Here is a 26,632-nt window from a genome sequence, read left to right as displayed (position 1 = left end):
TGCCCATGGGTTCGAACCGATCTTTGCGTGTGATTTCCGGCAGTCTGGGCGTGGCATTGGCTGCGCTCACCTCTTTGCCGCCTGCTGCCTTGTCCCAATCGGACCAGAAGGCGATCACGCGCCCGCTCGAGCCTGACAACCAGCCCATCAAGAGCGATCGGGTGGAAACCCAGCCTGTTGCGGGAGCTGCCAAGGGTAACCAGCCGGCTGACAGCCAGCCCGATGGCATCGTCCCGTCGAGCGGCGTCAACGTCTACCAGCGCATGGGGGCTGCCCTTCCGCCTGCTCCGCCGGAAAAGCCGTATAACGGCCCGATTGATGAAGCTTACGGCGCCTACCAGCGCGGGCTTTACCTGACGGCGCTCGACAAGGCACTGACACGCGCCGGTGAAGGTGATGCCGCCGCGCAGACGCTCGTCGCCGAAATGACAACGAAGGGGCAGGGGGTCAAGCGCGACACGAAGGCTGCTGCCTTCTGGTACCAGAAAGCCGCCGAGGGCGGCGATCCGGCCGCGATGTTCCAGTATTCGCTGTTATTGATGTCCGGCCGCGACGTGCCGCGCGACAAGAAGCTCGCCGACGAATACATGCGCAAGGCAGCCGAGGCTGGCAATTCGTCTGCGCAGTTCAACTGGGCGCAGATCCTGGTTTCCGAGAACCCCGGCGAAAAGGGGCTGCGGCTGGCGCTTCCCTTTTACGAGAAATCGGCCGCACAGGGCGTTGCAGATGCGCAATATGCGGTGGCACAGCTTTACCTGACGCTGAAGGACGTGCCGGAGGAAAAGAAGGCGCAGGCGCGCACCTGGCTGGAACGGGCCGCGAAGGCCGGTTTCGATACCGCGCAGCTCGATATGGGCCTGTGGTACGTCAACGGCGTTGCCGGCGAGCGCGACTATGACAAGGGCTTCCAGTGGATCAAGATTGCCGCAAGCCGTGGCAATGTTGCGGCCCAGAACAAGCTCGCGCATCTTTACATCAATGCGCTCGGCACCCGCCCCAATCCGGTCGAGGCGGCCAAGTGGTATGTCCTGTCACGCCGCGCCGGGCTGCAGGATCCGGAATTGGAAGATTTCTACCTCGGCATCAACGAGGAAACCCAGAAGAAGGCGATCGAGGCCGCGAACCGGTTCCGCCGCGGCTGATCCTTCAGGCTGATCACCAGGTCAGTGGCTGGTCTTGTGCAACTGGTCCGGCTTGTGGGCGGCACGTTTGCCGCTCTTGGCGCTTTCAACGATATATTCTGGATTGTCCTTGGAGGCTTTCACCTCGTGGCCCTTGATCTTGGTCGGGCTCGTCTGCTTCTTGACGACCTTGCCTTCGGTCTTGCCCTGGCTGGTGTTCCAGGTCACCTTGTCGCCGCTCTTCAGGTTCTCGCTCATTGATCGCTCCATAGGACGTGAACCTGCGCAACGTCGGCAAAGCCCCATCGTTCCGAATTGGAGCATCTCCGGCACCCGCAACATGGCTGCCATGCTTGATGAGGCCGCGGCGCGACTTGAATTTCCCGCATTTTTGTGGTCATGAAGCCGCCCATCAATCAAGAATGAGAAAATAGCGTTCTGCACTCACGCATGCAGACGGTTCCCCAAGGATTTCCTTCATGGCTCGCTCCGCCCTTCTCAATGTCATGGTTCAGGCTGCCCTCAAGGCCGGCAAGTCGCTATCGCGCGATTTCGGCGAAGTGCAGAACCTGCAGGTCTCGGTGAAGGGGCCGAGTGACTTCGTTTCCCAAGCTGACCTGAAAGCTGAGAAGATCGTTCGCGACGAGCTGTTGAAGGCGCGCCCGACTTACGGCTTCCTTGGCGAAGAAGGCGGCGAAGAGAAGGGCACCGACGGCGCCCATCGCTGGATCGTCGACCCGCTCGATGGCACGACCAACTTCCTGCACGGCATTCCGCAGTTCGCCGTGTCGATCGGGCTTGAGCGCAACAACGAGATCGTTGCCGGCGTCATCTTCAACCCGGCCACGGACGAACTTTACACGGCGGAAAAGGGCGGCGGCGCCTTCCTCAACGACCGCCGTATCCGCGTGGCTGCCCGCCGCGTTCTGTCCGATTGCGTCATCGGTTGCGGCGCGCCGCATCTTGGCCGCGGCAACCACGGCAAGTTCCTCGTTGAACTGCGCCACGTGATGGGTGAAGTCGCAGGCATTCGCCGCCTTGGCGCCGCAGCGCTTGACCTCGCCTATGTCGCCGCCGGTCGTCTCGACGGTTTCTGGGAAACCGATCTGTCGCCCTGGGACATGGCAGCCGGCCTCGTACTGATCCGTGAAGCCGGCGGCTTTGTCAGCGACATGCGTGGCACCAACAGCATGTTCGAGAGCGGCAACGTGGTTGCCGGCAACGAACTCATCCAGAAGGCACTGCTGGAAGTCGCAAACCGGCCTGTACCGCAACGCTGAGTTCAGTCTCCATTGAAGTGAACTTGCGGTGCAGGAGCGGGATATCTCACTGTTTTCCGCAGGTTCCGCACTTCAATTCGTCGCATTTTTCCACTAGCCTCCGGCGCAACCTAGTACCGGAGACAATGCGTCATGGCGAATGCGACAGTGGGCGATTTGGACGAGTTGGAAACAGGCCGCGGTGGCTATCTGTACAAGCTCTCCAATCCCGCCTCCTTCCTGTGGACGATGGCGATCTTCCTGATCATCGTCGGCTTCGTCGCCGCCATCCTGTACCGACAGGCAGCGCATGCCTTCCAGACAAACCCGGGCCTCAACGGGCTGATCCTCGGCGTCCTGCTGATTGGCATCATCCTGGTCTTCAACCAGGTAATCGGGCTTGTTCCGGAAGTCCGGTGGTTCAATTCTTTCCGGGCCGCCGGCAGCGCTGACAAGGTCGGCCGAGAGCCGAAGCTGCTCGCGCCGATGCGCACGCTGATTGGCAGCCGTCGCGAGATGGCGTTGTCGACCACCGCCTTCCGCTCCATCCTCGACTCGATCGGCACCCGGCTCGACGAATCGCGGGACACGTCCCGCTACCTGATCGGCCTCCTGGTTTTCCTCGGCCTGCTCGGCACCTTCTGGGGCCTTATCGAGACGATCGGCTCGATCAGCAACGTCATTGGCGCGCTCGACCCGAACTCCGGCAGCTCAAACGACGTGCTCGCCGCCATCAAATCGGGCCTGGCGCAGCCGCTGAGCGGCATGGGCACAGCGTTCTCGTCCTCGCTGCTCGGCCTGTCCGGCTCGCTGATCCTGGGTTTCCTCGACCTGCAGGCGGGGCGCGCCCAGAACCGCTTCTATACCGAGCTTGAAAACTGGCTGTCCTCGGTGACCGATCTCGGCTCCGACATGCCGGTCGCAGCACCGGTGGCCTCCACTGGTTCCTCGGCCGAGTTGAGGGCGCTCACCGAACAGCTTCGGGCGCTGGCGGCCGCACAGGCGAGGGGCTCAAGCGACGGCGCGACCAACGACCGGTCGCTCTCGGCCATGGCCAATCTTGCCGAAGGCATCCAGGGGCTGGTCAAGAACATGCGCAACGAACAGCAGATGCTGCGCGACTGGATCGAAGCCCAGCAGGAAGAATCGAAAGCCATGCGGCGCACCCTCGACCGGCTCTCCGACAAGATCGGAGGGAGGTAACAGATGGCGCTCGGCAAGAACCGCCGTCGCGAGCGGGGTGTCGATTATTGGCCAGGCTTCGTGGACGCCCTGTCCACGCTGCTGCTTGCCATCATGTTCCTGCTTACCGTCTTCGTGCTGGCGCAGTTCCTGCTCAGCCGCGAGATTTCCGGCCGCGACGAGGTTCTGAACCGGCTGAATAGCCAGATCGCCGAATTGACGGAACTGCTGGCGCTGGAAAAGAGCAACAGCCAGGATTTCGAGGACCAGCTTGTGACCCTGCAGTCGTCGCTCGCGACTGCCGAAAGCGAGCGTTCGCGGCTCCAGCAATTGCTGAACCAGGGCGCCGGCAACAGCGAGGCCGCCAATGCAAAAATCGGCGAGCTTACCAACCAGTTGAACCAGGAACAGCAGATCAGTGCGCGTGCGGCAAGCCAGGTGGAATTGCTGAACCAGCAGATCGCCGCGCTACGGGCGCAGATCGCTGCCGTGGAGCAGGCACTGCAGGCATCGGAGGCGAAGGATGCGTCTTCGCAGGCGCAGATCGCCGATCTCGGCCGACGGCTCAACGTGGCGCTGGCGCAGCGGGTGCAGGAGCTCAACCGTTACCGGTCGGACTTCTTTGGCCGGCTGCGCGAAATCCTCTCGGACCGCGAAAACATCCGCATCGTTGGCGACCGCTTCGTGTTCCAGTCTGAGGTCCTCTTCCCCGTCGGTGGCAACGAACTCGATCCGGCTGGCCGGGTTGAGATGGACAAGCTCGCCACCGCGCTGCTTGATCTTGCCAAGGAGATTCCGGCGGAAATCAACTGGGTGCTGCGTGTGGATGGCCACACCGATAACGCACCGCTGTCGGGCACCGGACGCTACCGCGACAACTGGGAACTCTCCTCGGCGCGCGCCACCTCCGTGGTGAAGTACCTCATCTCCAAGGGCGTACCGGCAAACCGTCTCGTCGCGGCAGGCTTCGGCGAGTTCCAGCCGATCGCGCCGGGTGATACGCCGGAGGCGCGGTCGCAGAACCGTCGCATCGAGCTGAAGCTGACGGAACGCTAGGCCATGACCGAAAAGCCAGACATGAGCGCGGTGCTGAAGGCAGTCGCTGACAGCCCGAAGCGCGACAACAGCACCTATCACAAGGCAATGGCCGATGCCCGGCAGGCATTCGCGGATGCCGAAGAAGTGCTCGGTGGTCCGGTCACCTTCAAGATCAAGACGAAGACGAAGCGCAACGGCAAGCACATCGTCAAATGGACCTTCAAGCGCGCTGACTGATCAGGCGTCGGCAGGGCTGATGCCGTGGGTGGTCGAGGTGAAGCCGAGCCGCGACAGACCACGCCGCACCTCCGGCGTGCTCATGAACAGCTTCCACAGCAGGCCTGACCGAAAGTTCTCGATCATGGCGATGATCGGCCCCTGGTCGATCGCCAGATAAGTCGGCGCCATCCAGCCAGTCTTCGGCTTGAAGGAGTCGACGAAACCGAAGCGTCCATAGAGTTTGCCCCGCCCGCAACCCAGCATGGCGCGCATCGCCGCTTCGGCTTCCGCAGGCAGGAAGGGGAAGCTGGAAAGCGCGGCTGTCGGCGCGATGACGCCCTTGTCATTGGTCGGCGAAAAGGCACCGTAACCCCGCGGGCCTTCGGATGCGGTGAGACCCCAGACGCCGGTGGCTCGATATTCCGGCACGGTCATGCAGTAGTCATGGTTGATGCGGGCATGCGCAACGCCCTGTGCCAGGTAATCGTCGCAATAGGCGTCGCTCAAGCCCCGCGGGTCGAGCGCGCAGAAGCTGTATTGCCCGAGGAAGAGGGGCCCGCCATAAGGCTCGCCGAGTGGCAGGAGGGTGCCGAGATAGCTTGCGCCATTGCGCATCTCCCCGGAGCGCGCCCAGCCCTTGTGGTAGCTGCCTGGCGATATGGGGAAGGCCTGCGAGCCGGCAGCCAGCACATAGGTTGATAGCGCCTCGTTCCAGCCGCGGATCGGCAGGTTCATGATCCAGTTGTAGTTCGGGCTCCAGTGCCAGTAGAGCGGGCCATCATCGACGCCGCGCGTGTACCAGTTCCATTCCACCGTCTCAAGCAGGCGGTTGATGCGGTAGCAGAGCGCCTCTTCCTCCTCCGTGCCGCCGGAGAAGTATTGGCGGGCGCAGATCAGCCCCTGCATCAGGAAGGTGGTCTCGACAAGATCGCCGCCGTTGTCCTTTTTGGAGAAGTGCATGGCGTCGGCCGTTGTGCCGTCGAGAAAATGCGCAAAGGCGCCGTGGAAGCGCGGGGAGCGGGCGAGATGCTCCAACATGCGTGCCAGCCGCTCAAGCGCTTCTCTGCGGCTGATCCAGCAGCGTTGCGTCGCGACAATGATCGCCAGCACACCGAAGCCAACGCCGCTTACCGAGATGATGTTGGGTGAGGGGGCGCCGGAGACGAAACATTTGTCGAAGGGAAGGCCGCTTTGCGGATGGGCGCCTTCCCAGAAGAACCTGAAGGTCCGTGACTGGATCTCGTCGAGCCAGAGGTCAAGCGGCGATGTCTGCGGGTCCAGGCTCGTCATGGGCGCTTCAACATGGCGTCACGCGACACCGCTTGGCGGCTCTGTCAGACCGCGGAGGGCATGCGCTGTTCGATGTCCTGGAACTGAAGCCGGGCAAGCTTGGCATAAAGCCCTCCCTGCGCCACCAGGCTCTGGTGGGTTCCTTCTTCCACGACCCTGCCGTCTTCCAGCACGAGGATCCGGTCGGCCTTCAGAACGGTGGCGAGCCGATGGGCGATCACCAGCGTGGTACGATCCTCCATCAGGCTGTCGAGCGCCTTCTGGACGAGCGTTTCGCTTTCGGCATCGAGCGCCGAGGTCGCTTCATCGAGCAAAAGCACCGGCGCGTTCTTCAGGATCGCGCGCGCAATCGCGATGCGCTGGCGCTGCCCACCGGACAGGGTGATGCCGCGCTCGCCAGCGAGCGTGTCATAACCATTGTCGAGCTTCGAGATGAACTCGTCAGCCTGGGCGGCAATCGCTGCCGCACGCACGGCCTCGCGGCTGGCGTCTGGCATGCCGAAGGCGATGTTGTCGTGGATCGAGGCGGCAAAGATCGTCACGTCCTGCGGCACGATCGCCAGCCGCGCCCGAAGCTCTTCCAGCCGCGCCTGCCGCAGGTCGACGCCATCGAGTTTCACGGTGCCCGATGCCGGATCATAGAAGCGCATGAGGAGCGAGAAGATGGTGCTCTTGCCGGCACCGGACGGCCCGACGATCGCCACCGTCTCGCCCGGCTTCACATGGAATGACAGGTTGTTGAGCGTGATCGAGCTCACCCGCGTCGGGTAGGCGAAGGAGACCGCGTCGAACTCCACCTGGCCGCGTGGAGGGGCGGGAAGTGCCGTCGGCGTCTGCGGGTCGCGAATCGCGGGCACTTCTTCCAGCAATTCGGTCAGGCGTTCAGCCGCACCGCCGGCTGCTGACAACTCGCCCCAGACCTCCGACAGCTGGCCGAGCGAACTGGCCGCAATCACCGAATAGAGCACGAACTGGCCGAGCGTCCCGGCTGTCATCGTGCCGGAGAGCACGCTTTGGGCGCCGTACCAGAGCACGCCGACAATGCTGCCGAAGACGAGGAGAATCGCAAAGCCGGTCAGCAGCGCGCGGGCCCGGATGGCCGCCCGCGCCGCGCCATAGGCGTCTTCCACGGTTCCAGCATAACGGTTGGTCGCCGTCGCCTCGCCACCGAACGCCTGGACGGTACGGGTGGCGCCGATCACTTCGGCTGCGAAGGCGGATGTCGCGGCGAGCGTATCCTGGGCAGCGCGCGAGCGCTTACGCACGGAGCGGCCGAAGGCGACCAGCGGAAAGACGATCAAGGGGATCGCGCCGAGCACCAGCGCAGACAGCTTCGGGCTCGTATAGATCATCATGCCCATGGCGCCGAGACAGAGGATCGTGTTGCGCAGCGCCTGCGAGGCGGAAGATCCGAACGCCGACTTGATCTGCGTCGTGTCCGCCGTCAGCCGCGAGACGATCTCGCCGGACTGGTTGACGTCGTAGAAGGAAGGCGACAGCCGGGTGATATGCGCAAAGACCTCGCGGCGCAGGTCCGCGACCACGCGCTCGCCGATGGTGATGACATAATAGTAGCGCATGGCGCTCGCGACCGCGAGCATCGACGCCAGCGCCATCAGCATGCCGAAATAGTTGTTGATGAAGCTGCCGTCAGCGGCGGCAAATCCGTGATCCACCATGCGCCGGACGGCCAGCGGCAGAGCAAGCGTGGTGGCGGCGGCGAGAATCAGGAAGAAGACGGCGGCGGCGACCAGCGAGCGATACCGCGCAAGATACGGAAGCAGCCTTGTCAGCGGTCTAAGGGCTTTGGTTCTCGGCTGCTGTTCTCGGGATTCGGCCAATTTTTCCTCGGCATGCGGGAGCGCGGTTTCAGGTCGCGCGGGTACTTGTACTTCGGCTGGCCTTCCTGTATAGGCTCCGCATCGAATTGGGAAGCCGTGGCCGGATCGGTCAGCGGCTTCATTTATTACAGAGCGTCCTCGCTCGCATATGCGACACATGGACCTCGCAGCGCAGGATTATCGACATGAAGGCTGGCATCCATCCCGAATACCACATGATCAAGGTCGTCATGACCGATGGTACCGAATACCAAACCCGCTCCACCTGGGGTTCGGAAGGCGAGACCATGAACCTCGAAATCGACCCGAAGTCGCACCCGGCCTGGACCGGCGGTAACCAGCAGCTTCTGGACCGCGGCGGTCGCGTTTCGAAGTTCAACAAGCGCTTCGGCGGTCTCGGCCTCTAATCGGCCAAAGATATTCAATTAGAAGAACCCGGCGAAAGCCGGGTTTTTTGTTGCCTGCGTTTCAGGAAGAGCAAGCACGGCAGAAACGAAAAAAAAAGCAGGCGCGAGGCCTGCTTTTGCAATTTTGACGTTCGGATGCTTAGTTGCCGAAGGCGGTCTGGAGAAGGTTCAACTGGGCGCGAACGCTGTTCTCGTTGTCCGGCATGACGGCCGGCTCTTCCGGGCGGTAGATCTCACGGTCGAGCAGGGCGATGCGATTCTGCAGGCGAAGCGAGCGCTCCACGAGATCGCGAAAACCTTCCGGCAGGTCGTTCCAGCCCGGGGCGTTGCGGTCGACGTTGAAGCCTTCAAGGCGAACCTTGTTCTTTTCCGACAGAACCTGGTCGCGGCTCATCTCGCCATTGTTGACGGCGCGCTGCAGCAGGAGCCAGGACGCCATCTGCATGAGGCGGGTGGTGAGCCGCATCGACTCGGCCGCGTAAAGCACGGATGCCATGCGGGGAAGAACCTTGGACGCAGCGCGGCCGGTGCCATCGAGGTAGCTGGCGGTTTCTTCAACCAGCGCCATGCCCTCGGTGTAAAGCGCCTTGAACTGCGACGATGCTGCGGCGCGGCCGGCGAAACTGACAGTGTTCAATCCCAGTTCGGACATCGAATTCATCCTGCTAACGCAATTACTTCAGGCAATGACCTTGCCGCGGAAAAGTTCCGCTCGGGTCTCAACGACCTTGAACATGATACCTATAATGCAAATCCGCAAGGCGTTTGTTAAGGAAAGGTTAATACCCACAAGAAGTGGTAAACGCCTTTGCCTTTCGTCTAAGCGGAAGGCGTGTGGCTGTCCCGTTTCCCTACGCACCTGCCGCCTGTAGCTCTAGCGTAAACGCCAAAAATGGCAACAGAACAAAAAAGAAGAGCCGCGGAAAGGCGGCTCTCAAGGTAAAACAGGGAGAAATCAGACCATTCGCCGAACGGTGAAACTGTCTGAGTCCAGGAAGCCTGGACGGGCTTATATTCTCTATTAATGATTAATATAGTCTTAAAAGCGCTCGAGATTTACTTGCTTCGTCCTGAAACACGACGCTTTAGCTCTTGAAGAAGCTGTCGGCAGCGCGCCGTCCGGCAAGCTTGCGTTCCTTCTCGGCCTCGAGGCGCGCAATCTCTTCCTTCAACAGCCTGACGCGTGAGTCGAGCTCGTCGGCCGACAGCAGCGACAAGTCGGCGCCGATTTCGTGAGTCACCGGTTTCTTGGGGCGATCGTCTTCAAAAAAGCTCATGCGTCCTCCTCCTCCTTAGCGGCCTGGCTGAGTCTCGCTCGCGGCCCGCGGATCGAGCGACAGGCTTTCCGGTGTCACATGCGGCGCGGTGGAGGCGGCGGCCGTCGTATAGGCGCCGCGATCGGCCGCGGGCACGGGCGCGCGCTTGCGCGCGCGCAAGATGGCATAGATCGCCACAAGTGCATGCGCCCCGGCAGTGACGGAGAAGAGTGCGTAGGGCCCAGCCCAGGTCATCACCGGTCCGCCGAGTGTCGGGCCGATGATCGTGCCGATGCCGAACAAAAGCAGCAGCCCGCCGGACACCTTCACGAAGTCCTCTGGCGCGGCGAAGTCGTTGGCATGGGCAACCGCGATTGGATAAAGCGCGTTCGCCGCAGCGCCGTAGATCGCCACCAGCACCACGATGCCATAGACGTCAGCGGGGCGGATCGCGACGATCGCAAGACCTGCAAGTGCGGCAGCAGCCGAGAGGCCCGCCAGCACATAACGGCGATCCATCCGGTCAGAGAGGCGCCCGGCCGGAAACTGCATGATGGCGCCGGCAAAGATGGTGATCGAGACCATCGCGGCGACCGCGCCGTTGTCGAGCCCGGCTCGGGTGCCGAACACGGCGCCGAGCGTGCCATAGGCGCCGTTGGCAGTGCCAATCAGCAGAATGCCGATGCAGGAGATGGGCGAATTGCGGAACAGCGCCTTGAGATCCAGCCGCGCCCGTTTCAGCGGCTGCGGCGATGCCGCCTTGGAAAGTGTCGTGGGTAGCGCGGCGATCGAATACAGGATGCCGCAGACCATGAACAACGTTGCGGTCGCGACATCGGCGAGCGGCACCATCAACTGGCCGCCGACCACGCCGAGCAGGGTGATCGAGATGTAGAAGGAAAAGATCGTGCCGCGGTTTTCCGGCGTCGCCCGCTCGTTCAGCCAGCTTTCGATGATCATCGAGGTGCCGGCGGTGCAAAAACCGGTGATGGCGCGCAGCACCAGCCAGGTGTTCTGGTCGACGAGCAGACCCGTCAAAAGCACGTTGAGGCAGATCAGTGACAGGAAGCCGGAGAAGGCGCGCACATGGCCGATGCGGCGCACCACATTGGGCGCCACGAAACAGCCGATGACGAAGCCGGATGCCCAGGTGGTGCCGAGCAGGCCGAGCACCTCGTTGGAGTAACCTTCCTGGGATCCGCGGACCGGAAGCAGCAGACCCTGCAGGCCATTGCCCAGGAAGAGGAAGAGCGTTCCGCAAAGGAGGGCGAGGACTGGAAGGAGGTTTCGTCTCATCTTTGCTGCGATCTGCTCATGTGCGTCTGCGACTCGCGGTAGTTCCGGCGCTAGCATTGTTGCATAGAGCTGAACCGCGCGTTAACGAAGGCGGAGCGGATAACGGTCCCCGAATCCCCTCCGGAACTATCTGTGGTGGAGGGCAAAAATGTCCAGCCTGTGGCGCTTGCCGGAACGAAGATCAGAATGACCAAGGCAATCGCCGTCCTGCTCATGCTTGCGATGATCGCCCAGATCATCAAGCCTCTCGGCCTGCCGGGCCTGAGGCGTCGCGCCGATTTCTGGAAGCTGGCGCTGTTTGCCTTTGCGTTGTGGAGTGCTGCCCTCATCCTGCGGGAGTTCACCGGCACCTGAGGTTGATCTGGCCGCCGATCCTTGCTTGTCTTCGCCTTCATGCGAAGAGAGGAGGGACAAATGGAACGGGTTGAAGGTGGTTGCTCGTGCGATCAGGTCCGGTTGGTGGCAACCGGGCGACCGTACCGGGTCGGGATCTGCCATTGCCTGGATTGCCGCAAGCACCATGGCGCGCTTTTCCACGCCTCGGCGATCTTTCCCGAGAATGCCGTCACCGTAACAGGCGAGACCGGATCTTATGCCGGTCGTCATTTCTGCCCACGCTGCGGATCGCCCGTCTTTGGCCGCAGCGGCGACGAGGTCGAGATCAACCTCGGCTCGCTGGATAAGCCGAACCAGTTCAAACCGACCTATGAGCTTTGGACCATCCGACGGGAAAGCTGGTTGCCGCCGTTCCCGGTGAAGGGTTTCGAGCGGAACCGCGAGAGCGACAGCCGGTCGGAAGACTAACAGCGAAAAGGCCGCTCCGTTGCCGGGGCGGCCTTCTTCCTCCCATGAAGAGGCGTTCTCCTACCGCCTCCTCGAGATATCTCGTGTAGCCTTAATCAGGACTTGTTGACGCTCGCCGCGTAGATCTGGTCGATTGTTGCAGCCAGGCTCTTGTTGAACTCGTCGTCGCTCATCGAGACGCGCAGGTTCTCGGTCAGCGCGCGAGAGAAGCTCGCGATCATGCCGCGGTTGTGGCTGAGCTTTTCGCAGGCATCCGCGGTGCTGTAGCCACCGGAAAGCGCCACGACGCGAACGACCGACTTGTGCGCCACCAGCGGCGCGTAGAAGTCAGCGACCGTCGGGATGGTGAGCTTCAGCATCACCGTTTCGCCGGCCGGCAGCTTGTCGAGCTGCGCTGCAATCTCGTCGCGAAGAATGGCTTCGGCTTCCTGCTTGGTCGGGCTCTTGATCGAAACTTCCGGCTCGATGATGGGCATCAGGCCCTGGCCGATGATCTGGCGGGCGACTTCGAACTGCTGCTTCACGACCGCCGCAATGCCGGTCTTGTCGGCATGCGCAATGACGGAGCGCATCTTGGTGCCGAAGATACCCTTTTCGCGACCGCGGATCAGCAGCGCGTCCAGATCCGGCATCGGCTTCATCACCTGGGCGCCGTTTTCTTCCGCCTCAAGACCCTTGTCGACCTTCAGGAACGGCACGACGCCGCGTTCTTCCCAAAGGTAGGACGGAACCGGCTGGCCGTTGACGTCGCCATCCATGGTCCGCTCGAAAAGGATTGCGCCGATCACCTTGTCGCCGGTGAAGGCCGGCGCGGTCATGATGCGAACCCGCATGGCGTGCATCAGGCGGAACATTTCCTCTTCGCTCTGGTAATCCGATTCAGAGACGCCGTAGAGGCTCAACGCTTTGGGTGTCGAACCGCCGCTCTGGTCCAGCGCCGCAATGAAACCAGGCGCAGAGCTCATCTTGTTCAACATCTTCGCGTCCATCATTCAACCCTTTCCCTGGATCCGGCGCCTTATGCGCCAGTCTCTCCCTAAGCTGCCATTCGCGGATAACAGAAGTTTTTTTAAAGGGGAATGCCACCTCAAGCTGTTGAAACGATTGAAATTATTTCAATCGTTTAAATGATCTAAATATTTTTAAAATGGTTTACGGCGGAAAGCGCTGCCATATATGCCGCGCTTTCCTGCTTGTTTTTCAGTAACTTCAGCCATTTTTCGTCAGAACGGCAACGCCCGGAAGCTCCTTGCCTTCCATCCATTCCAGGAAGGCGCCGCCCGCCGTCGAGACATAGGAGAAGTCGTCGGCAACGCTGGCGTGGTTGAGGGCAGCAACGGTATCGCCGCCGCCTGCAACCGAGATCAGCTTGCCGGCCTTGGTCTGTTCGGCGGCATGCCTGGCCGCGGCAACGGTCGCCTTGTCGAAGGGCTCGATCTCGAAGGCTCCGAGCGGGCCGTTCCAGACGAGCGTGGAGGCTTTCGAGATCCAGTCGCTGACCGCTTCCACGGACTTCGGGCCAACATCGAGCATCATGGCGTCAGCCGGGATGGCATCGATCGCAACCGTTTCGTTTGCCGCACCCGCCTTGAACTCGCGCGCAACGACGCCATCCACCGGCAACACGATGGCACAGCCTGAGGCTTCCGCCTCGGCCATGATGGCCTTCGCCGTCTCCGCCAGGTCATGCTCACAAAGCGACTTGCCGACATTGACGCCCTTGGCGGCAACGAAAGTATTGGCCATGCCGCCACCGATCACCAGCGCGTCGACCTTCTTCACGAGGTTCTGCAGCAGGTCGATCTTAGTCGAGACCTTGGCGCCGCCGACGATCGCGACAACCGGGCGGGCCGGAGCGCCGAGGCCTTTTTCCAGCGCTTCCAGTTCTTCCTGCATGGTGCGACCAGCATAGGCGGGCAGGTGATGCGCCAGGCCCTCGGTCGAGGCATGCGCGCGGTGAGCTGCGGAAAAGGCATCGTTGACGAAGATGTCGCCGTTCTTGGCAAGCGCTTCAGCGAACTCGGGGTCGTTCTTTTCCTCGCCCTTGTGGAAGCGGGTGTTTTCCAAAAGCAGGATGTCGCCATCCTTCATCGAGTCCACAGCCTTCTCGGCGTCAGGGCCGATGCAATCGGCGGCGAACAGGATCTTGGTGCCCAGCACCTCATTGACGGCCGAAACGATCAGCGACAGCGACATGTCGGCGACCGGTTCACCCTTGGGGCGGCCGAAATGGGCAAGCAGGATAACCTTGGCGCCCTTGCGGGACAGTTCCTGGATGGTTGGTGCGACGCGCTCGATGCGGGTCTTGTCCGTCACCTTGCCGTCAGACACGGGAACGTTGAGGTCAACGCGCACCAGGACGCGCTTGCCCGAAAGGTTGGTGAGGTCGTCAAGGGTTTTGAAGGCCGGCATGTGCTGATCCACTCTCCTCTAAAATTCGAGCGGACCATACTATGACTGAACCCGGACGCAAGGGCGTGCGTGACAGGGGGGGAGACAAGCTACCGGCTGACTGCCCGACGCTATTTCACGGCAGGCACGTTCTTGCCGCGATACTTGCGCAACCGGTCGCGGATGCGGTGGGCGATCTCGCGCATGTTGATGAAGATCGGCAGGTTGGTGGCCGGCTCCACCGGCTCGAGCGATACGCCGATGCTGCGCAGGTTATCCTGGTCATCCAACTCGCGCACGATGAGGATGATCGAGCCGAAGCGGATGCGGTCGGCATATTCGGCCCTGCCGCCGAGGCGCGATGTGATCAACTCGCCGACCGTCATGTTCTGCTCGGTTGGGGTGAGCAGGCCCGGCCCATAGGCGGCATCCAGTTCCTTGGCAGGCCGCGTTGGCGAGATCGCAAAGGCGCCGAAGAAATCGGCGTCGTCGTCGTCCACCGGCACTTGGCTTGCGAACAGCCGGTCGAGCAGCTTTGAATAGGCCGGCAGGACGAAGAGGTAGACCTGGTCATTTTCCTTCAGGCGGCCAGCATACTGGTAGCGCATGCTGCGGCCGTCGCGAATGACGAGCGAAGGCATGGCCCAGCGCGGGATGCGTTCACCGGCGAGAATCGGGCTGTCCTTCATCACGCGGTAGGAAATCAGTTCGTGATGTGCGGTGCCGGGCAGGTCGAGTTCGATCTTGTCCACCGAGCCGATGCGCGGCGGGATGATGAGGCCAAGATATTGCGCCACCGGCTTGATGGTCCAGCCCTGAACGAGGAGCGACACGAGCACGATGATGAAGGTGGTGTTGAAGAACACCGTGCCGTTTTCGACGCCGCTCAGCACCGGCATGATGGCGAGCAGGATCGAGACCGCGCCGCGCAGGCCGACCCAGGCTACAAAGCCGGTTTCCTGCTGCGTGAAGTCGTAAGGCAGAAGGCTGAGCCACACCGCGATCGGGCGGGCGATGAAGACGAGGAAGAGCGCCAGCAGGATCGCCGGCAAGAGGATCGACGGAAACTGCGAGGGCGTGGCAAGCAGGCCGAGCACCAGGAACATGATGATCTGCGCCAGCCAGGTCAGCCCCTCGTTGAAGCGCACGATTTGCGACTTCGCAAACATCTTGCGATTGCCGGAATAGATACCCGCGACATAGACCGCCAGGAAGCCGCTGCCGCCCATCGTGCCGGTGAACGAGAAGACCAGGAGCGCGAGCGTCAGCACGAAGATCGGCGCCAGCCCGCGGTCGGAAGTGAAGCGGTTCAACACCGCCACGATCATCACGCCGCCGAGCAGGCCAAAGAGGACGCCGAGGCCCATCTGCTCCACGAAATGCAGCAGGAAGCGGAAGTCGATATTGGAGAAGCCCTGGCCGGTGGCGACGAGTTCGGCAAGCGCAATCGTCAGGAAGATCGCCATCGGGTCGTTGGTGCCGGACTCGACCTCGAGCGTCGAGCGCACCTTGTCGCGGATGTTGATCCCGCCGATGCGCAGCAGGAAGAAGACCGCCGCGGCATCCGTGGAGGCAACGATCGAGCCGAGCAGCAGGCCTTCGAGCAACGAGAAGTCCATCAGCACGACGGCGGCGAGAGAGAAGATGCCGGTGGTCAGGATGACGCCCAGGGTCGCAAGCGTCAGCGCCGGGGCGGCGGCGATCCTGAAGGAATGGATCGGCGTCATGAACCCTGAATCGAACAGCACCACCGCCAGCGCCAGCGATCCGAGCATGAAGCTGAAGGAATAGTTCTCGTAGCGGATGCCCAGCCCATCGACGCCGGCCGCAAGCCCGATCGCCAGGAAGATCAGCAGAAGCGGGGCGCCGAAACGGAAGGCGAGGAGGCTTGAAAGCGCCGCCACAAGAACAAGAATCGTCCCGACCAACAGGACAATGTAAAACGCCTCCACCTGAGAAGTCCCCTTAAGCTGCCATTGCGCACAGGCGTCGGTTCGTCAGCACCCTGACGGACAAAACCGCAGCCGGGGGAGGCTGCAAGATCAAGTTCGTTGTTTGGCAGGCCGACAGGAGGCGGGCGACTCGACGCAGTAACGAGACTAGGCGGGAAGAAATCCGGCAAGAGAAGGGCAAGAATGGAAAAAGCCTCCCTTCATGCGAAAGGAGGCTTTCGAAGTTCTTCAAGCTGCGATGAATTGGGTCAGATCAGCTTGGCAAAGGCGACTGCGGTATCCGACATGCGGTTGGAGAAGCCCCACTCGTTGTCGTACCAGGTGAGGATACGGACGAAGTTGCCTTCCATGACCTTGGTCTGGTCGATCGCAAAGATCGAGGAGCGCGGGTCGTGGTTGAAGTCGCGCGAAACGAGTGGCTCTTCCGTGTAGCCCAGCACGCCCTTGAGCGGACCGTCGGCGGCAGCCTTGATCGCTTCGTTGATTTCTTCCTTCGTGGTGTTGCGCTTGGCAACGAACTTCAGGTCGACGACGGATACATTCGGGGTCGGGACGCGGATCGACGAGCCGTCGAGCTTGCCCTTCAGTTCCGGCAGGACGAGGCCAACGGCCTTGGCGGCACCGGTCGAAGTCGGGATCATCGAGAGTGCTGCGGCGCGGGCGCGATACAGATCCTTGTGCATCTGGTCGAGCGACGGCTGGTCGTTGGTGTAGGAGTGGATGGTCGTCATGAAGCCATGCTCCACGCCGATCAGGTCGTTGAGGACCTTGACCACCGGCACGAGGCAGTTCGTCGTGCAGGACGCGTTGGAGATGACCTTGTGTTCCTTGGTCAACTGGTCGTGGTTGACACCGTAGACGACCGTGAGGTCCGCGCCGTCAGCCGGGGCCGAGACGATCACGCGCTTGGCGCCAGCCGTCAGGTGGGCGGCAGCCTTGTCGCGCGCCGTGAAGATGCCGGTGCATTCCATGGCAATGTCGACGCCGAGTTCACCGTGCGGCAGGGTAGCCGGATCCTTGATCGCTGTGACCTTGATCTTCTTGCCGTCGACAACAATCGAGTCGCCTTCGACCTTCACGTCGTTCGGGAAGCGGCCGTGGATCGAGTCATAGCGCAGCAGGTGGGCGTTGGTCTCGACCGGGCCCAGGTCGTTGATGGCAACGACTTCAATATCGGTGCGGCCCGACTCGACGATCGCGCGCAGCACGTTGCGGCCGATACGGCCAAAGCCGTTGATGGCAACCTTTACAGTCATGGATGTTCACTCCCTCGGAAATTGCTTTGCAGGTAGAGGCGGAGACGGCGCCGGCAAGGCGCCGCCGGCTCAGAGCTGTGCTTCGACTGCGGCGACGACAGCCTCGGCGGTGATGCCGAAATGCTTGAAGAGATCCTTGGCCGGGCCGGACGCGCCGAAGGACTTCATGCCGATGAAGACACCGTCATGACCGATAAAGCGGTCCCAGCCTTCGCGCACGCCAGCTTCAACAGCGATTTTGATCGGCGAATTGCCGAGGATTGCCTGCTGGTAGGTTTCGGGCTGCTCTTCGAAAAGCTCGACGCAGGGGACGGACACGACGCGGGTCGCGATGCCCTTGCCGTCGAGTGTTGCCTGCGCCTTCAGAGCCAATTCCACTTCCGAGCCGGAAGCGAAGATGGTGACCTTGGCGTCGGCCGCCGACACGAGCTCGTAGGCGCCCTGGGCGCAGAGGTTCTTCTCTTCGTAGGTCTTGCGGGCCGGTGCCAGGTTCTGGCGGGTCAGCGCCAGGCCGGACGGACGGTGCTTTTCCTTCAACGCCAACTGCCAGCACTCTGCCGTTTCGGTCTCGTCAGCCGGACGGAAGACAAGCAGATTCGGGATGGCGCGCAGGGCGGCAACGTGTTCCACCGGCTGGTGGGTCGGGCCGTCTTCGCCAACACCGATCGAGTCATGCGTCCAGACATGCACGACGCGGATTCCCATGAGGGCTGCGAGGCGCACCGACGGGCGGCAGTAGTCGGAGAAGATCAGGAAGCCGCCGGAATAGGGGATCAGGCCGCCGTGCAGCGCGATGCCGTTCATCGCAGCCGCCATGGCGTGCTCGCGGATGCCCCAGTGCATGTAGCGACCGGAGAAGTCGGTCGGGGTGATCGACTTCATCTGGCTGGTCTTGGTGTTGTTCGACGGCGTCAGGTCGGCAGAGCCGCCCAGCGTTTCGGCGACGATGCCGTTGATGACCTCAAGCGCGTCTTCGGAGGCCTTGCGGGTGGCAACCGTCGGGTTGTTTTCGGCAATCTTCTTCTTGAAGGCGTCGATGGCGCTATCGAAATTGCCCGGCAGTTCACCGGAGAAGCGACGGTTGAACTCGGCCTTCTTGTCGGAAGCGGCCAGACGCTCTTCCCATTCCTTGCGGGTCTTGGTGGAACGCAGGCCGGCGAGGCGCCAGGCGTCCAGCACATCGGCCGGAACCGAGAAGGCTTCAGCTTCCCATTCGAGCGCCTTGCGGGTCGCAGCGATTTCCTCGGCGCCCAGCGGCGAACCGTGGACCTTGTGGGTGCCGGCCTTGTTCGGTGCGCCGAAGCCGATGATCGTCTTGCAGGCGATGAAGGTCGGGCGGTCGGACTGCTGCGCAGCCTCGATCGCAGCCGAGATCTGGTCGACGTCATGGCCGTCGACTTCGATCGTGTTCCAGTGTGCTGCCTTGAAGCGCATGATCTGGTCGGTCGAATCCGACAGGGAGACGGCGCCATCGATGGTGATGGAGTTGTTATCCCAGAACAGGACGAGCTTGTTGAGCTTCAGGTGGCCGGCCAGCGCAATTGCTTCCTGGCTGATGCCTTCCATCAGGCAGCCATCGCCGCACAGTGCATAGGTATAGTGGCTCTGGAGATCAGATCCGAATTCTTCTTCGAGCTTGCGCTCTGCGATCGCCATGCCAACGGCGTTGGCAATGCCCTGGCCGAGCGGACCGGTGGTCGTTTCGATGCCCGAGGCATGGCCATATTCCGGGTGGCCGGCGGTCTTGGAGCCGAGCTGGCGGAACTGCTTGATATCCTCGATGCTCATGTCCTCGTATCCCGTGAGATAGAGAAGCGCATAAAGGAGCATGGAGCCGTGGCCGGCCGACAGCACGAAGCGGTCGCGGTCCGGCCAGAGCGGGTTCTTGGGGTCGAATTTCAGGTAACGCGTGAAGAGCACGGTCGCGATGTCGGCAGCGCCCATCGGCAGGCCGGGGTGACCGGAATTGGCCTTCTCCACAGCATCCATGGCAAGGAAACGGATCGCGTTCGCCATCCGGTTGTGTTTGTCGCGAGAGATCATAGCTATTCCGCTTGTTCCGGGTGTCGATATCGGCCGCAGCAGGGTTACCGGAAGTGGACCCGCGGGCCGTCTGGGAGCGGCTGATCCTTATCAGGTGCAACGCGCAAGTCAACAAAAGCACGCCCCATAACACGGGCCTTGCGAGGAAGTTTCATGCATTTGCCGGGAGCATGAGCAGGCCGCTTGCGGAGGCTCGCGCGCCGCCCGGCATAGTTAACGATCCACAGTTAGCAGCGGCCGGTAAACCTATGTTGATTGACCGGTGAAATGGCCGCGAATAGTCTGCGATGCACGTTGTTGCGGGATGCCGGTTCGATTCGGCAGGTCACCAACAGCAGACCGAATATAGGCGGGAAGGCCTGGATGCCGGCGGAAAAGACGATCGAAATGGCGATTTCGCAGCTCAACGCTGCCATCAACGGGCTGGAAAGCGCGGTGGATGCGCGCATCGAACGCCAGCGCGAAAGCCATGACGCGGAAAACGAGGTCCGGCGCGTGCATGCCGACCGGGCGCGGCTCGCGCATGAGCTGGACCAGTCGCAGTTTCGCGCCAACCGCCTCGAAGAGGTCAATAGAGAAGTCTCCCGGCGGCTTGTGACGGCGATGGAAACCATCCGCGCCGTGCTCGATCGCTGAAGCGGGATCGGAAGGAACTCATGGCCCAGGTAATGGTGACAATCGACGGCAAGGCCTACCGGATGGCCTGCGAGGAGGGGCAGGAAGACCACCTGACCGAACTCGCCAGCCGCTTCGATCGTTATGTCGGCCACCTGAAGAGCCAGTTCGGCGAGATCGGCGACCTGCGCATCACTGTCATGGCCGGCATCATGGTGATGGACGAACTGTCCGACCTGACGCGCAAGATGAAGAGCCTTGAAGCGGAAGTCGAAGCGCTGAAGTCGGTGCGCGAAGGCGCGCAGGAAAGCCAGCAGCAGAACGAACAGATGGTGGCGGCTGCCCTGAGCGAGCTTGCAAGCCGCCTCGAAGGGCTGACGGCCAAGCTCAACGGCCGCACGCCCGCCCCGGTGGAGTAGGCCCGCACCGAAATCGTTCGGCCGAACCACTTTCGGCTCTGGCGCAATGCGACCTTCGGCCTTATATTCGTTTTGCGATCTGCGCCTCTCGACAGGAACCACAATCCCTGGGGCCATACTCGATCCAAAGGGAGCTGTCCCTGACCAGGCCCGTGGGCTTGGACATATGGCGCCCACCTACGTTTGTAGGCACCCAGGATCGTAACTCTCCATCGGTTGCCGCGGATCGCGCTTCCTTCTTCCACTTGCCGGAGCTTTCGTCTCTCGGACAATCGCCGGACGATCCGTCTCGGGTTTCAGAGCACGAGGAACGCCGGGTTTCCTATCGCCCAACCGATCCTCAACGTCATGCCGGTGGGCAAAGTAATCACATCCGGCTGCCCCGCCGTAGGCTCCACGCCGAACAGGTTCGCAAAGGCGGCGAAATCCCTGAACCAGTCCTTGGTGGGGGAGAAAGACTGGACGATCATGGCTGCTTCGTCGGTCTTGAAGCGGGTTGCCTCGATCAGCGCAGACGCCGTCCGGTGCAGCAACTGGTAGCGGATCTGGGGAGGTGGCGTTCCATCCAGACCCAATACGTCGCAGAGATGTTTCATCCGCATCATCTTGCCGTTGGATGGTGCGTTGTACCATTCGCCAACCGTGGGCCCGAACGGCTCTGCAACCTTTCCTTCGATGGTCGCGGCACAGGTCTTTCCGTCAAACCGGATCAGCGCAAAGACGTCGTTCTGGCTATCGCGACCGCCGCCCGCGAGCGGAACCTTATGCTCTGGAATAGCCAAAAGTAGCTCCGGGTCGCCCGGAAACATGGCAGACACCTCCGGCGGCAAGCCGTCACAATGCTCCCAGCAATGCGCGATTGTCCGCGCCGAATAACCTACGCGCCACTGCTTTTCCGGCTCGGCCAGAAACTGCTGCCACGTGGAAGGCCCTGGACTTGGCAAGTATATTCGCTGGCGTGGCATGATGGGCAAGGCTCCCTCGTCAGGTTCTCGAGCAGTACATGGTGGCGAGACACGCGCAAGTCCCCTTAGCACCTGACTGCGCCCAACCTGGCAGTTCCTTAAACTCCAGCGTCATCCATTCCTTGACAAAGCGGCGCTAACGACCACCTTGTTGCCGTCTTCTTCACGTGCCGACGGTCTTCATGCCTTTTGCCCAAGCGTCCTTTGCCCGATCTTCGCTGCTCATGCTTCTTGTCGGCAGCGCCATCCTGGTCGGGATCGTGTTGTCCTCCTTTTTCCTGGCGGCCAATACCAAGCAGTATTTCGAGGATGTGGTGCAGTTGCGCGCCGTCCGTTCGGGCGCGGCCGACCTTGTCGTGCTGCTGCAGGCGGCGGAAACGGGACAGCGCGGTTATCTCGTTACCCAGGATGACGCTTTCCTCACGCCATACAGCGAAGCCGTCTCGGCGCTACCCAAGGCGCGCGAGCGCCTGCATGCGGCTGTCGCGGCGGAAGGCACCGTCCAGGTACCGATGGAAGAGCTTGACCGGCTGATCGACGACAAGGCCCAGGAGATGGAGGCAACCATCGACCTCGGCAGGAAGGGCGACTTTGCGGGCGCCGTCACCGTCGTGAAGGGCGCCTATGGCCGGCAGGTCATGGAAAACATCACGGCGATCCTCAGCAAGGTCATCAGCGAGATGGACGAGCGGGTCGATACCGGAACCAAGGAGCTTAATTCCTCGGCGTCTTCGCTGCAGTGGTTCACCATTGGCGGCGGCATCGTCATCCTGCTTGTTCTCGGTGGCGCGATCACCATCGTGTCGCAGCATGTGCGCGAATTGCAGCGCGCCCGCAGCGAGGTGGAGGAGTTGAACGCCAGCCTTGAGGAGCGGGTCAACGAGCGCACCGAGGACCTGATCCAGGCCAACCGTGAAATCCAGCGTTATGCCTATATCGTTTCGCACGACCTGCGGGCGCCGCTCGTTAATATCATGGGCTTCACCAGCGAGCTTGATGCGACCCTGAAGGCGGTACGCACCTTCGTGCTTGCCGATGGCGAGGAACTGAGCGAAAGCGAAATCCAGGAGGCGCGCCTTGCCGTCGAGGAAGACCTGCCGGAGGCTATCGCCTTCATCCGCACCTCGACAAAGAAAATGGATGCGCTCATCAACGCCATCCTGAAGATTTCGCGCGATGGCCGGCGTGAGCTGAAACCTGAGCGGATCAACCTCAAGGACCTGCTCGAAACCACCGCGGCCAGCGTCTACCACCAGGTGAACGATGCGGGCGGCGAGGTGACGATTGCGGTCGAGAGCACCCGAAGCCTCGTCACCGACAAGTTCTCGCTGGAGCAGATCTTCGGCAACCTGTTCGACAATGCGGTGAAGTACAAGCATCCGGACCGGCCGCTCACTCTTTCGGTCAAGGCGCAACCTATTGGCCGGGCGGCAGTTCGCATCGAAGTCGCCGATAACGGGCGCGGCATTGCGCCCGAAGATCACGAGCGGGTCTTCGAACTGTTCCGCCGGTCGGGCGTGCAGGACAAGCCGGGCGAGGGCATTGGCCTTGCCCATGTCCGTTCATTAGTCAGAAATTTAGGGGGCGAGATTACGGTGACCTCCACCCTGGGCGGCGGCGCGACCTTTATTATCCGTCTGCCCACGGATTTGTCCCAATATGTCAGGAGTCACGGGTCATGAAAGCTGCAGGCAAAGAAGTCACCATCGTGATGATCGAGGATGACGAGGGCCACGCTCGTCTGATCGAGAAGAACGTCCGTCGCGCCGGCGTCAACAATGAGATCATCCCGTTCACCAACGGCAACGAGGCGCTGGACTACATTCTGGGCGCCGACCGCTCCGGCACCTCCACGCAGGATCGCTACCTGCTGATCCTTCTCGACCTCAACCTGCCGGATATGTCGGGTATTGACATCCTGGAGAAGGTGAAGTCCAACCCGTATTCGAAGCGTCTGCCTGTGGTCATCCTTACCACCACGGACGACGAGCGCGAGATCCAGCGTTGCTACGATCTGGGAGCCAACGTTTATATCACCAAGCCCGTGGACTATGACAGTTTCGCTCACGCCATCAAGCAACTCGGGCTATTCTTCTCCGTGATGCAGATTCCAGGACAATAACGAAATCGCGATGCCGCAGACCATTCTCTACGTCGATGACGACCTGGCTTTGGCAAGGCTGGCCGAACGGCATTTCGGACGCGCCGGTTATCAGGTCGTCCCTGCTGCGGACGGACAGTCGGCCATGGAGGCCTGCGAAAGGGGCGGCATCGATCTCGTGGTGCTGGATCATTACCTCAAGGCCGAGACCGGGCTTGATATCCTGAAACGGATGAAGGAGCGGGGATGGGATATCCCCGTGATCTACGTTACGGGGTCGAGTGACGCGACGATCGCCATTGACGCGTTGAAGAGCGGCGCCTCGGACTACGTCATCAAGACGGTCGGCGACGAGTTCTGGCCGCTGATGGAAAGCGCCATCGCGCAGGGGCTGGCCAATGCGGAACTGCGCCGTGCCAAGGAAAAGGCCGAACAGGAAATTCGCCTCGGCAAGGAACGCGCGGAAGTGCTGCTCGCCGAGGTCAACCATCGTGTGGCCAACAGCCTGGCGCTGGTGGCGGCCCTCATCCGTCTGCAGGTTTCGAGCAGCAAGAATGATGCGGTGAAGGAGGCACTGGCGGAAACGCAGGCACGCATCACCGCAATCGCCGGCATGCACCGCAGCCTCTACACCTCCGATGACGTGCGCCACGTGGAGATGGACAAATATCTCAGCACGCTGGTGCGGGAAGTGCAGGGCACGGTGAAGGACGAGCAGGGCCCGTCGATCAAGCTCGAAGCCGAACCGGTTTCTCTCTCGTCAGATCGCGCCGTTTCCGTCGGCATGATCGTCACCGAGCTTCTGACCAACGCGCTGAAATACGCTTATCCCGCAGGCAGCGAAGGCGAAGTGCGCGTGGTCCTGAAGCGGCTTGGCGAAGGCAGCGCCCTTCTGGCGGTCGAGGACGACGGCATCGGCTGGCGCGAAGGCGAGGCGCCGAAGGGCACCGGTCTCGGCAGCCGGATCGTCAAGTCCATGGCAGCAACGCTTGGCTCGACCATCAACTACGTGCCGAGCATTACCGGCACCCGCGCCGAACTGACGGTCGTGCTTCACTGATTTCCGATAGCTTTGTGAAGAAGTCTCAGTTGTAGATGTTCCCGCCCATTGCCTTAGCGCAGCCGTGACCCTATGATTTCACCATGCGAGTGAAGGTGCATAGTTCCGAAGACCGTCAAACGGTTTTCTGAACTGTGCGCGCAGCTGGCGATCTGGGCGTCTTGCCCGGTTGTTGAACGATTGTCGCCCGATCCGGCGACGTATTGGGTTGGCGTGCAGGATATTGTCCTAGCTTAAGAGCTCCTTTTGTTAACCGAAATTCTCATCGTCATTGCGCTGACCGCCCTCAACGGTGTCCTGGCAATGTCGGAACTTGCCGTTGTTTCCTCCCGTCCCGTCCGCCTCAAGGTCATGGCCGAGCACGGCAACAAGGGCGCGACGACGGCGATCCAGCTGGCCGAAGATCCCGGCCGCTTCCTGTCTTCCGTGCAGATCGGCATCACGCTGGTCGGCGTGCTCTCGGGCGCCTTCTCCGGTGCAACGCTTGGCGCGCGCCTCTCCATCTGGCTGAAGACGCAAGGCTTACCTGACAACGTCGCAGACTGGCTGGGCGTCGGCACCGTCGTCGTGCTGATCACCTACCTGTCGCTGATCATCGGCGAACTGGTGCCGAAGCAGATAGCCCTGCGCGCACCCGAAACGGTTGCCGCGCGTGTCGCGCCAGCCATGAAGCTGCTCGCCACCATTGGCTCGCCGATTGTCTGGCTTCTCGATGTTTCCGGGCGCATCGTGCTCAGCATCCTCGGCCAGCGCGGTGAATCGGGGGAAAAGGTCACAGACGAGGAAATCCGCACGGTTCTTGCCGAAGCGCAGAGCGCTGGCGTGATCGAGACGGAAGAGTCGGCAATGATCTCCGGCGTCATGCGCCTTGCAGACCGCACCGCGCGTGGCCTGATGACGCCGCGCCGCGATGTCGAGGTGATTGATACCGAGGATGACCTTGAGGAAATCCGCGTCCAGCTGCGGGCGACACCACGTTCGCGCCTGCCGGTGCGCAAGGGCAGTTCCGACGAGATCATCGGCGTGCTGTTCGTCAAGGATGCCTATGATTTCCTCGCCGGCGACAAAAATTTCGACCTCAAGGCGCTGATGCGCGATGCCCCGGTGGTGTCGGACCTCACCGGCGCGCTCGACGTCATCCAGGCGGTGCGCAAGGCGCCGGCGCAGGTGGTGCTCGTTTATGACGAATACGGTCACTTCGAAGGCATCATCACGCCCGCCGACATCCTCGAGGCGATCACCGGCGTCTTCCAGGAAGACGAAGTCGACGAACCGCCGATCGTGCCGCGCGACGATGGCTCCTTCCTGGTTGCGGGCTGGATGCCGGTCGATGAATTCGCCGACCAGATGGGCGTCAACATTGGTGAGGATCCGGGCTTTGAGACCGTCGCCGGCTTCGTGCTGGACGAGCTGAAACACCTGCCGGAACTCGGCGAAAGCTTCACCGCCCACGGCTGGACCTTCGAAGTGGTGGATCTTGACGGTCGCCGCATCGACAAGCTGATTGTCCGGCGCGCCCAGGAGAAGAACTGATGGCCGACGCGTCGCTGAAGGCGGAACTGCGCAAGGGACGCCTTGCGGCGCGTGATGCCATTCCAGCCGAAGAGCGGATCGAAAAGAGCCTCGTGCTTGCCGCGCACGGCGCCGAAGTCATCTCGGTCGATCCGGGCACGGTGGTGTCCGGCTTCCTGCCGATCCGCTCCGAGGTCGATCCGCGACCGTTGATGGACCAGTTGCGCGAGCGCGGCGCACGGCTTTGCGTGCCTGCCATCCTTGATAAAACTACGATCGTCTTTCGCGAACTGGTGCGCGGGGCGGACCTGGTGCCAGGCACGTTTGGCACCGTGGGTCCGGGACCGGAAGCCGCCGAACTCGATCCTGAAATCATGCTGATGCCGCTCTCCGCCTTTGATGCCGGCGGCCACCGCATCGGCTATGGCGGCGGATATTACGACCGTGCGATCCACCGCCTGCACCAAAAAGGACTGAAGCCAAGGCTCATTGGCATTGCCTTCGACTGCCAGGAAGTGGCATCAGTCACGGCTGAACCTCATGACGTCAGACTGGACGCGGTCCTGACCGAGAGTGGCTATCGCCTGCTCGGTGCGACCGCATAG

General features: G+C 61.9%; 27 protein-coding genes and 1 other RNA gene. 16 read left to right on the top strand and 12 right to left on the bottom strand.

What is annotated here, in order from left to right:
• The first annotated feature begins 5 nt into the window (after nucleotides 1-5).
• On the top strand, nucleotides 6-1,142 hold the full coding sequence (locus CYG48_RS10845) for a tetratricopeptide repeat protein (RefSeq protein WP_118850391.1): 1,137 nt from the start codon (nucleotides 6-8) through the stop codon (nucleotides 1,140-1,142).
• A 21-nt stretch (nucleotides 1,143-1,163) separates the two neighbouring features.
• On the opposite strand, the gene CYG48_RS10840 is transcribed toward CYG48_RS10845, so the two are convergent.
• The gene (locus tag CYG48_RS10840; RefSeq protein WP_118850390.1) at nucleotides 1,164-1,379 is read right to left on the bottom strand and encodes a hypervirulence associated TUDOR domain-containing protein; all 216 of its coding nucleotides are present in this window, start codon (nucleotides 1,377-1,379) and stop codon (nucleotides 1,164-1,166) included.
• A gap of 221 nt (nucleotides 1,380-1,600) precedes the next feature.
• On the opposite strand from CYG48_RS10840, the gene CYG48_RS10835 reads away from it, so the two are divergent.
• The 4 genes from CYG48_RS10835 to CYG48_RS10820 all read left to right on the top strand — a co-directional run bounded on the left by CYG48_RS10835 (nucleotide 1,601) and on the right by CYG48_RS10820 (nucleotide 4,837).
• On the top strand, nucleotides 1,601-2,401 hold the full coding sequence (locus CYG48_RS10835) for an inositol monophosphatase family protein (protein ID WP_118850389.1): 801 nt from the start codon (nucleotides 1,601-1,603) through the stop codon (nucleotides 2,399-2,401).
• 132 nt (nucleotides 2,402-2,533) lie between these two features.
• Nucleotides 2,534-3,583 carry a flagellar motor protein MotA gene (locus tag CYG48_RS10830; RefSeq protein ID WP_118850388.1) on the top strand — a complete coding sequence of 350 codons (1,050 nt, stop codon included), beginning with the start codon at nucleotides 2,534-2,536 and terminating at the stop codon, nucleotides 3,581-3,583.
• A 3-nt stretch (nucleotides 3,584-3,586) separates the two neighbouring features.
• Nucleotides 3,587-4,618 carry a peptidoglycan -binding protein gene (locus tag CYG48_RS10825; RefSeq protein ID WP_118850387.1) on the top strand — a complete coding sequence of 344 codons (1,032 nt, stop codon included), beginning with the start codon at nucleotides 3,587-3,589 and terminating at the stop codon, nucleotides 4,616-4,618.
• A 3-nt stretch (nucleotides 4,619-4,621) separates the two neighbouring features.
• Nucleotides 4,622-4,837 carry a hypothetical protein gene (locus tag CYG48_RS10820; RefSeq protein ID WP_118850386.1) on the top strand — a complete coding sequence of 72 codons (216 nt, stop codon included), beginning with the start codon at nucleotides 4,622-4,624 and terminating at the stop codon, nucleotides 4,835-4,837.
• Here the strand turns inward: CYG48_RS10820 and CYG48_RS10815 are convergent, their stop codons facing one another.
• Both CYG48_RS10815 and CYG48_RS10810 read right to left on the bottom strand, forming a co-directional pair.
• Nucleotides 4,838-6,109, bottom strand: coding sequence for a glucoamylase family protein (locus CYG48_RS10815; RefSeq protein ID WP_118850385.1), 1,272 nt, complete (start codon nucleotides 6,107-6,109; stop codon nucleotides 4,838-4,840).
• Nucleotides 6,110-6,153: 44 nt separating this feature from the next.
• On the bottom strand, nucleotides 6,154-7,950 hold the full coding sequence (locus tag CYG48_RS10810) for an ABC transporter transmembrane domain-containing protein (RefSeq protein ID WP_118850384.1): 1,797 nt from the start codon (nucleotides 7,948-7,950) through the stop codon (nucleotides 6,154-6,156).
• 185 nt (nucleotides 7,951-8,135) lie between these two features.
• Here CYG48_RS10810 and rpmE point away from each other — a divergent pair, with 185 nt between their 5' ends.
• A complete protein-coding gene (gene rpmE, locus CYG48_RS10805; RefSeq protein WP_118850383.1) occupies nucleotides 8,136-8,357 on the top strand; it encodes a 50S ribosomal protein L31 in 222 nt (73 codons plus the stop codon).
• Between the two features lie 139 nt (nucleotides 8,358-8,496).
• Here rpmE and rcdA read toward each other — a convergent pair whose 3' ends face one another.
• The 3 genes from rcdA to CYG48_RS10790 form a co-directional block, all read right to left on the bottom strand.
• Nucleotides 8,497-9,009 (bottom strand): protease adaptor protein RcdA, encoded by a 513-nt coding sequence (gene rcdA, locus CYG48_RS10800; protein ID WP_118850382.1) that lies wholly within the window; start codon nucleotides 9,007-9,009, stop codon nucleotides 8,497-8,499.
• 433 nt (nucleotides 9,010-9,442) lie between these two features.
• Nucleotides 9,443-9,634 (bottom strand): DUF1192 domain-containing protein, encoded by a 192-nt coding sequence (locus tag CYG48_RS10795; RefSeq protein ID WP_118850381.1) that lies wholly within the window; start codon nucleotides 9,632-9,634, stop codon nucleotides 9,443-9,445.
• Between the two features lie 15 nt (nucleotides 9,635-9,649).
• Nucleotides 9,650-10,909, bottom strand: a complete 1,260-nt coding sequence (locus CYG48_RS10790; RefSeq protein ID WP_118850380.1) for an MFS transporter — start codon at nucleotides 10,907-10,909, stop codon at nucleotides 9,650-9,652.
• A gap of 186 nt (nucleotides 10,910-11,095) precedes the next feature.
• On the opposite strand from CYG48_RS10790, the gene CYG48_RS22500 reads away from it, so the two are divergent.
• Together CYG48_RS22500 and CYG48_RS10780 are read left to right on the top strand one after the other, a co-directional pair.
• Nucleotides 11,096-11,263, top strand: coding sequence for a hypothetical protein (locus CYG48_RS22500; protein ID WP_199925123.1), 168 nt, complete (start codon nucleotides 11,096-11,098; stop codon nucleotides 11,261-11,263).
• Nucleotides 11,264-11,323: 60 nt separating this feature from the next.
• Entirely contained in the window at nucleotides 11,324-11,713 is a 390-nt protein-coding gene (locus tag CYG48_RS10780; RefSeq protein ID WP_118850378.1) for a GFA family protein, read from the top strand.
• Between the two features lie 95 nt (nucleotides 11,714-11,808).
• Here the strand turns inward: CYG48_RS10780 and CYG48_RS10775 are convergent, their stop codons facing one another.
• The 5 genes from CYG48_RS10775 to tkt form a co-directional block, all read right to left on the bottom strand.
• Nucleotides 11,809-12,705: a fructose bisphosphate aldolase gene (locus tag CYG48_RS10775; protein ID WP_118850377.1), complete on the bottom strand. Its 897-nt coding sequence runs from the start codon at nucleotides 12,703-12,705 to the stop codon at nucleotides 11,809-11,811.
• Between the two features lie 217 nt (nucleotides 12,706-12,922).
• The gene (locus tag CYG48_RS10770) at nucleotides 12,923-14,125 is read right to left on the bottom strand and encodes a phosphoglycerate kinase (RefSeq protein WP_118850376.1); all 1,203 of its coding nucleotides are present in this window, start codon (nucleotides 14,123-14,125) and stop codon (nucleotides 12,923-12,925) included.
• Between the two features lie 110 nt (nucleotides 14,126-14,235).
• Nucleotides 14,236-16,056 (bottom strand): potassium/proton antiporter, encoded by a 1,821-nt coding sequence (locus tag CYG48_RS10765; protein WP_118850375.1) that lies wholly within the window; start codon nucleotides 16,054-16,056, stop codon nucleotides 14,236-14,238.
• Between the two features lie 248 nt (nucleotides 16,057-16,304).
• Nucleotides 16,305-17,312, bottom strand: coding sequence for a type I glyceraldehyde-3-phosphate dehydrogenase (gene gap, locus CYG48_RS10760; protein ID WP_118850374.1), 1,008 nt, complete (start codon nucleotides 17,310-17,312; stop codon nucleotides 16,305-16,307).
• Nucleotides 17,313-17,381: 69 nt separating this feature from the next.
• On the bottom strand, nucleotides 17,382-19,355 hold the full coding sequence (gene tkt / locus CYG48_RS10755) for a transketolase (protein WP_118850373.1): 1,974 nt from the start codon (nucleotides 19,353-19,355) through the stop codon (nucleotides 17,382-17,384).
• Nucleotides 19,356-19,718: 363 nt separating this feature from the next.
• On the opposite strand from tkt, the gene CYG48_RS10750 reads away from it, so the two are divergent.
• From CYG48_RS10750 to ssrS, 3 genes are all read left to right on the top strand, one after another.
• The gene (locus tag CYG48_RS10750) at nucleotides 19,719-19,991 is read left to right on the top strand and encodes a DUF4164 domain-containing protein (protein WP_118850372.1); all 273 of its coding nucleotides are present in this window, start codon (nucleotides 19,719-19,721) and stop codon (nucleotides 19,989-19,991) included.
• Nucleotides 19,992-20,011: 20 nt separating this feature from the next.
• The gene (locus CYG48_RS10745) at nucleotides 20,012-20,389 is read left to right on the top strand and encodes a cell division protein ZapA (protein ID WP_118850371.1); all 378 of its coding nucleotides are present in this window, start codon (nucleotides 20,012-20,014) and stop codon (nucleotides 20,387-20,389) included.
• Between the two features lie 73 nt (nucleotides 20,390-20,462).
• Nucleotides 20,463-20,621, top strand: a non-coding RNA gene (ssrS, locus tag CYG48_RS10740) — 6S RNA.
• Nucleotides 20,622-20,685: 64 nt separating this feature from the next.
• Here the strand turns inward: ssrS and CYG48_RS10735 are convergent.
• Nucleotides 20,686-21,354: a DUF6946 family protein gene (locus CYG48_RS10735; RefSeq protein WP_118850370.1), complete on the bottom strand. Its 669-nt coding sequence runs from the start codon at nucleotides 21,352-21,354 to the stop codon at nucleotides 20,686-20,688.
• A gap of 182 nt (nucleotides 21,355-21,536) precedes the next feature.
• On the opposite strand from CYG48_RS10735, the gene CYG48_RS10730 reads away from it, so the two are divergent.
• From CYG48_RS10730 to CYG48_RS10710, 5 genes are all read left to right on the top strand, one after another.
• Nucleotides 21,537-23,036: a sensor histidine kinase gene (locus tag CYG48_RS10730; protein ID WP_199925121.1), complete on the top strand. Its 1,500-nt coding sequence runs from the start codon at nucleotides 21,537-21,539 to the stop codon at nucleotides 23,034-23,036.
• Nucleotides 23,033-23,476, top strand: a complete 444-nt coding sequence (locus CYG48_RS10725; RefSeq protein WP_118850369.1) for a response regulator — start codon at nucleotides 23,033-23,035, stop codon at nucleotides 23,474-23,476. The genes CYG48_RS10730 and CYG48_RS10725 overlap by 4 nt, the downstream gene beginning before the upstream one ends.
• Before the next feature lie 10 nt (nucleotides 23,477-23,486).
• The gene (locus tag CYG48_RS10720; RefSeq protein WP_118850368.1) at nucleotides 23,487-24,515 is read left to right on the top strand and encodes a sensor histidine kinase; all 1,029 of its coding nucleotides are present in this window, start codon (nucleotides 23,487-23,489) and stop codon (nucleotides 24,513-24,515) included.
• Nucleotides 24,516-24,818: 303 nt separating this feature from the next.
• Nucleotides 24,819-26,048 carry a hemolysin family protein gene (locus CYG48_RS10715; RefSeq protein WP_245450473.1) on the top strand — a complete coding sequence of 410 codons (1,230 nt, stop codon included), beginning with the start codon at nucleotides 24,819-24,821 and terminating at the stop codon, nucleotides 26,046-26,048.
• Complete coding sequence (locus CYG48_RS10710; RefSeq protein ID WP_118850366.1) at nucleotides 26,048-26,632, top strand: 5-formyltetrahydrofolate cyclo-ligase; 585 nt, start codon at nucleotides 26,048-26,050, stop codon at nucleotides 26,630-26,632. Before CYG48_RS10715 ends, CYG48_RS10710 begins: the two co-directional genes overlap by 1 nt.

The sequence above is a fragment of the Neorhizobium sp. SOG26 genome, assembly GCF_003491345.1.
GTDB lineage: Bacteria > Pseudomonadota > Alphaproteobacteria > Rhizobiales > Rhizobiaceae > Neorhizobium > Neorhizobium turbinariae.
This window is presented reverse-complemented; position numbering and strand designations above follow the sequence as displayed.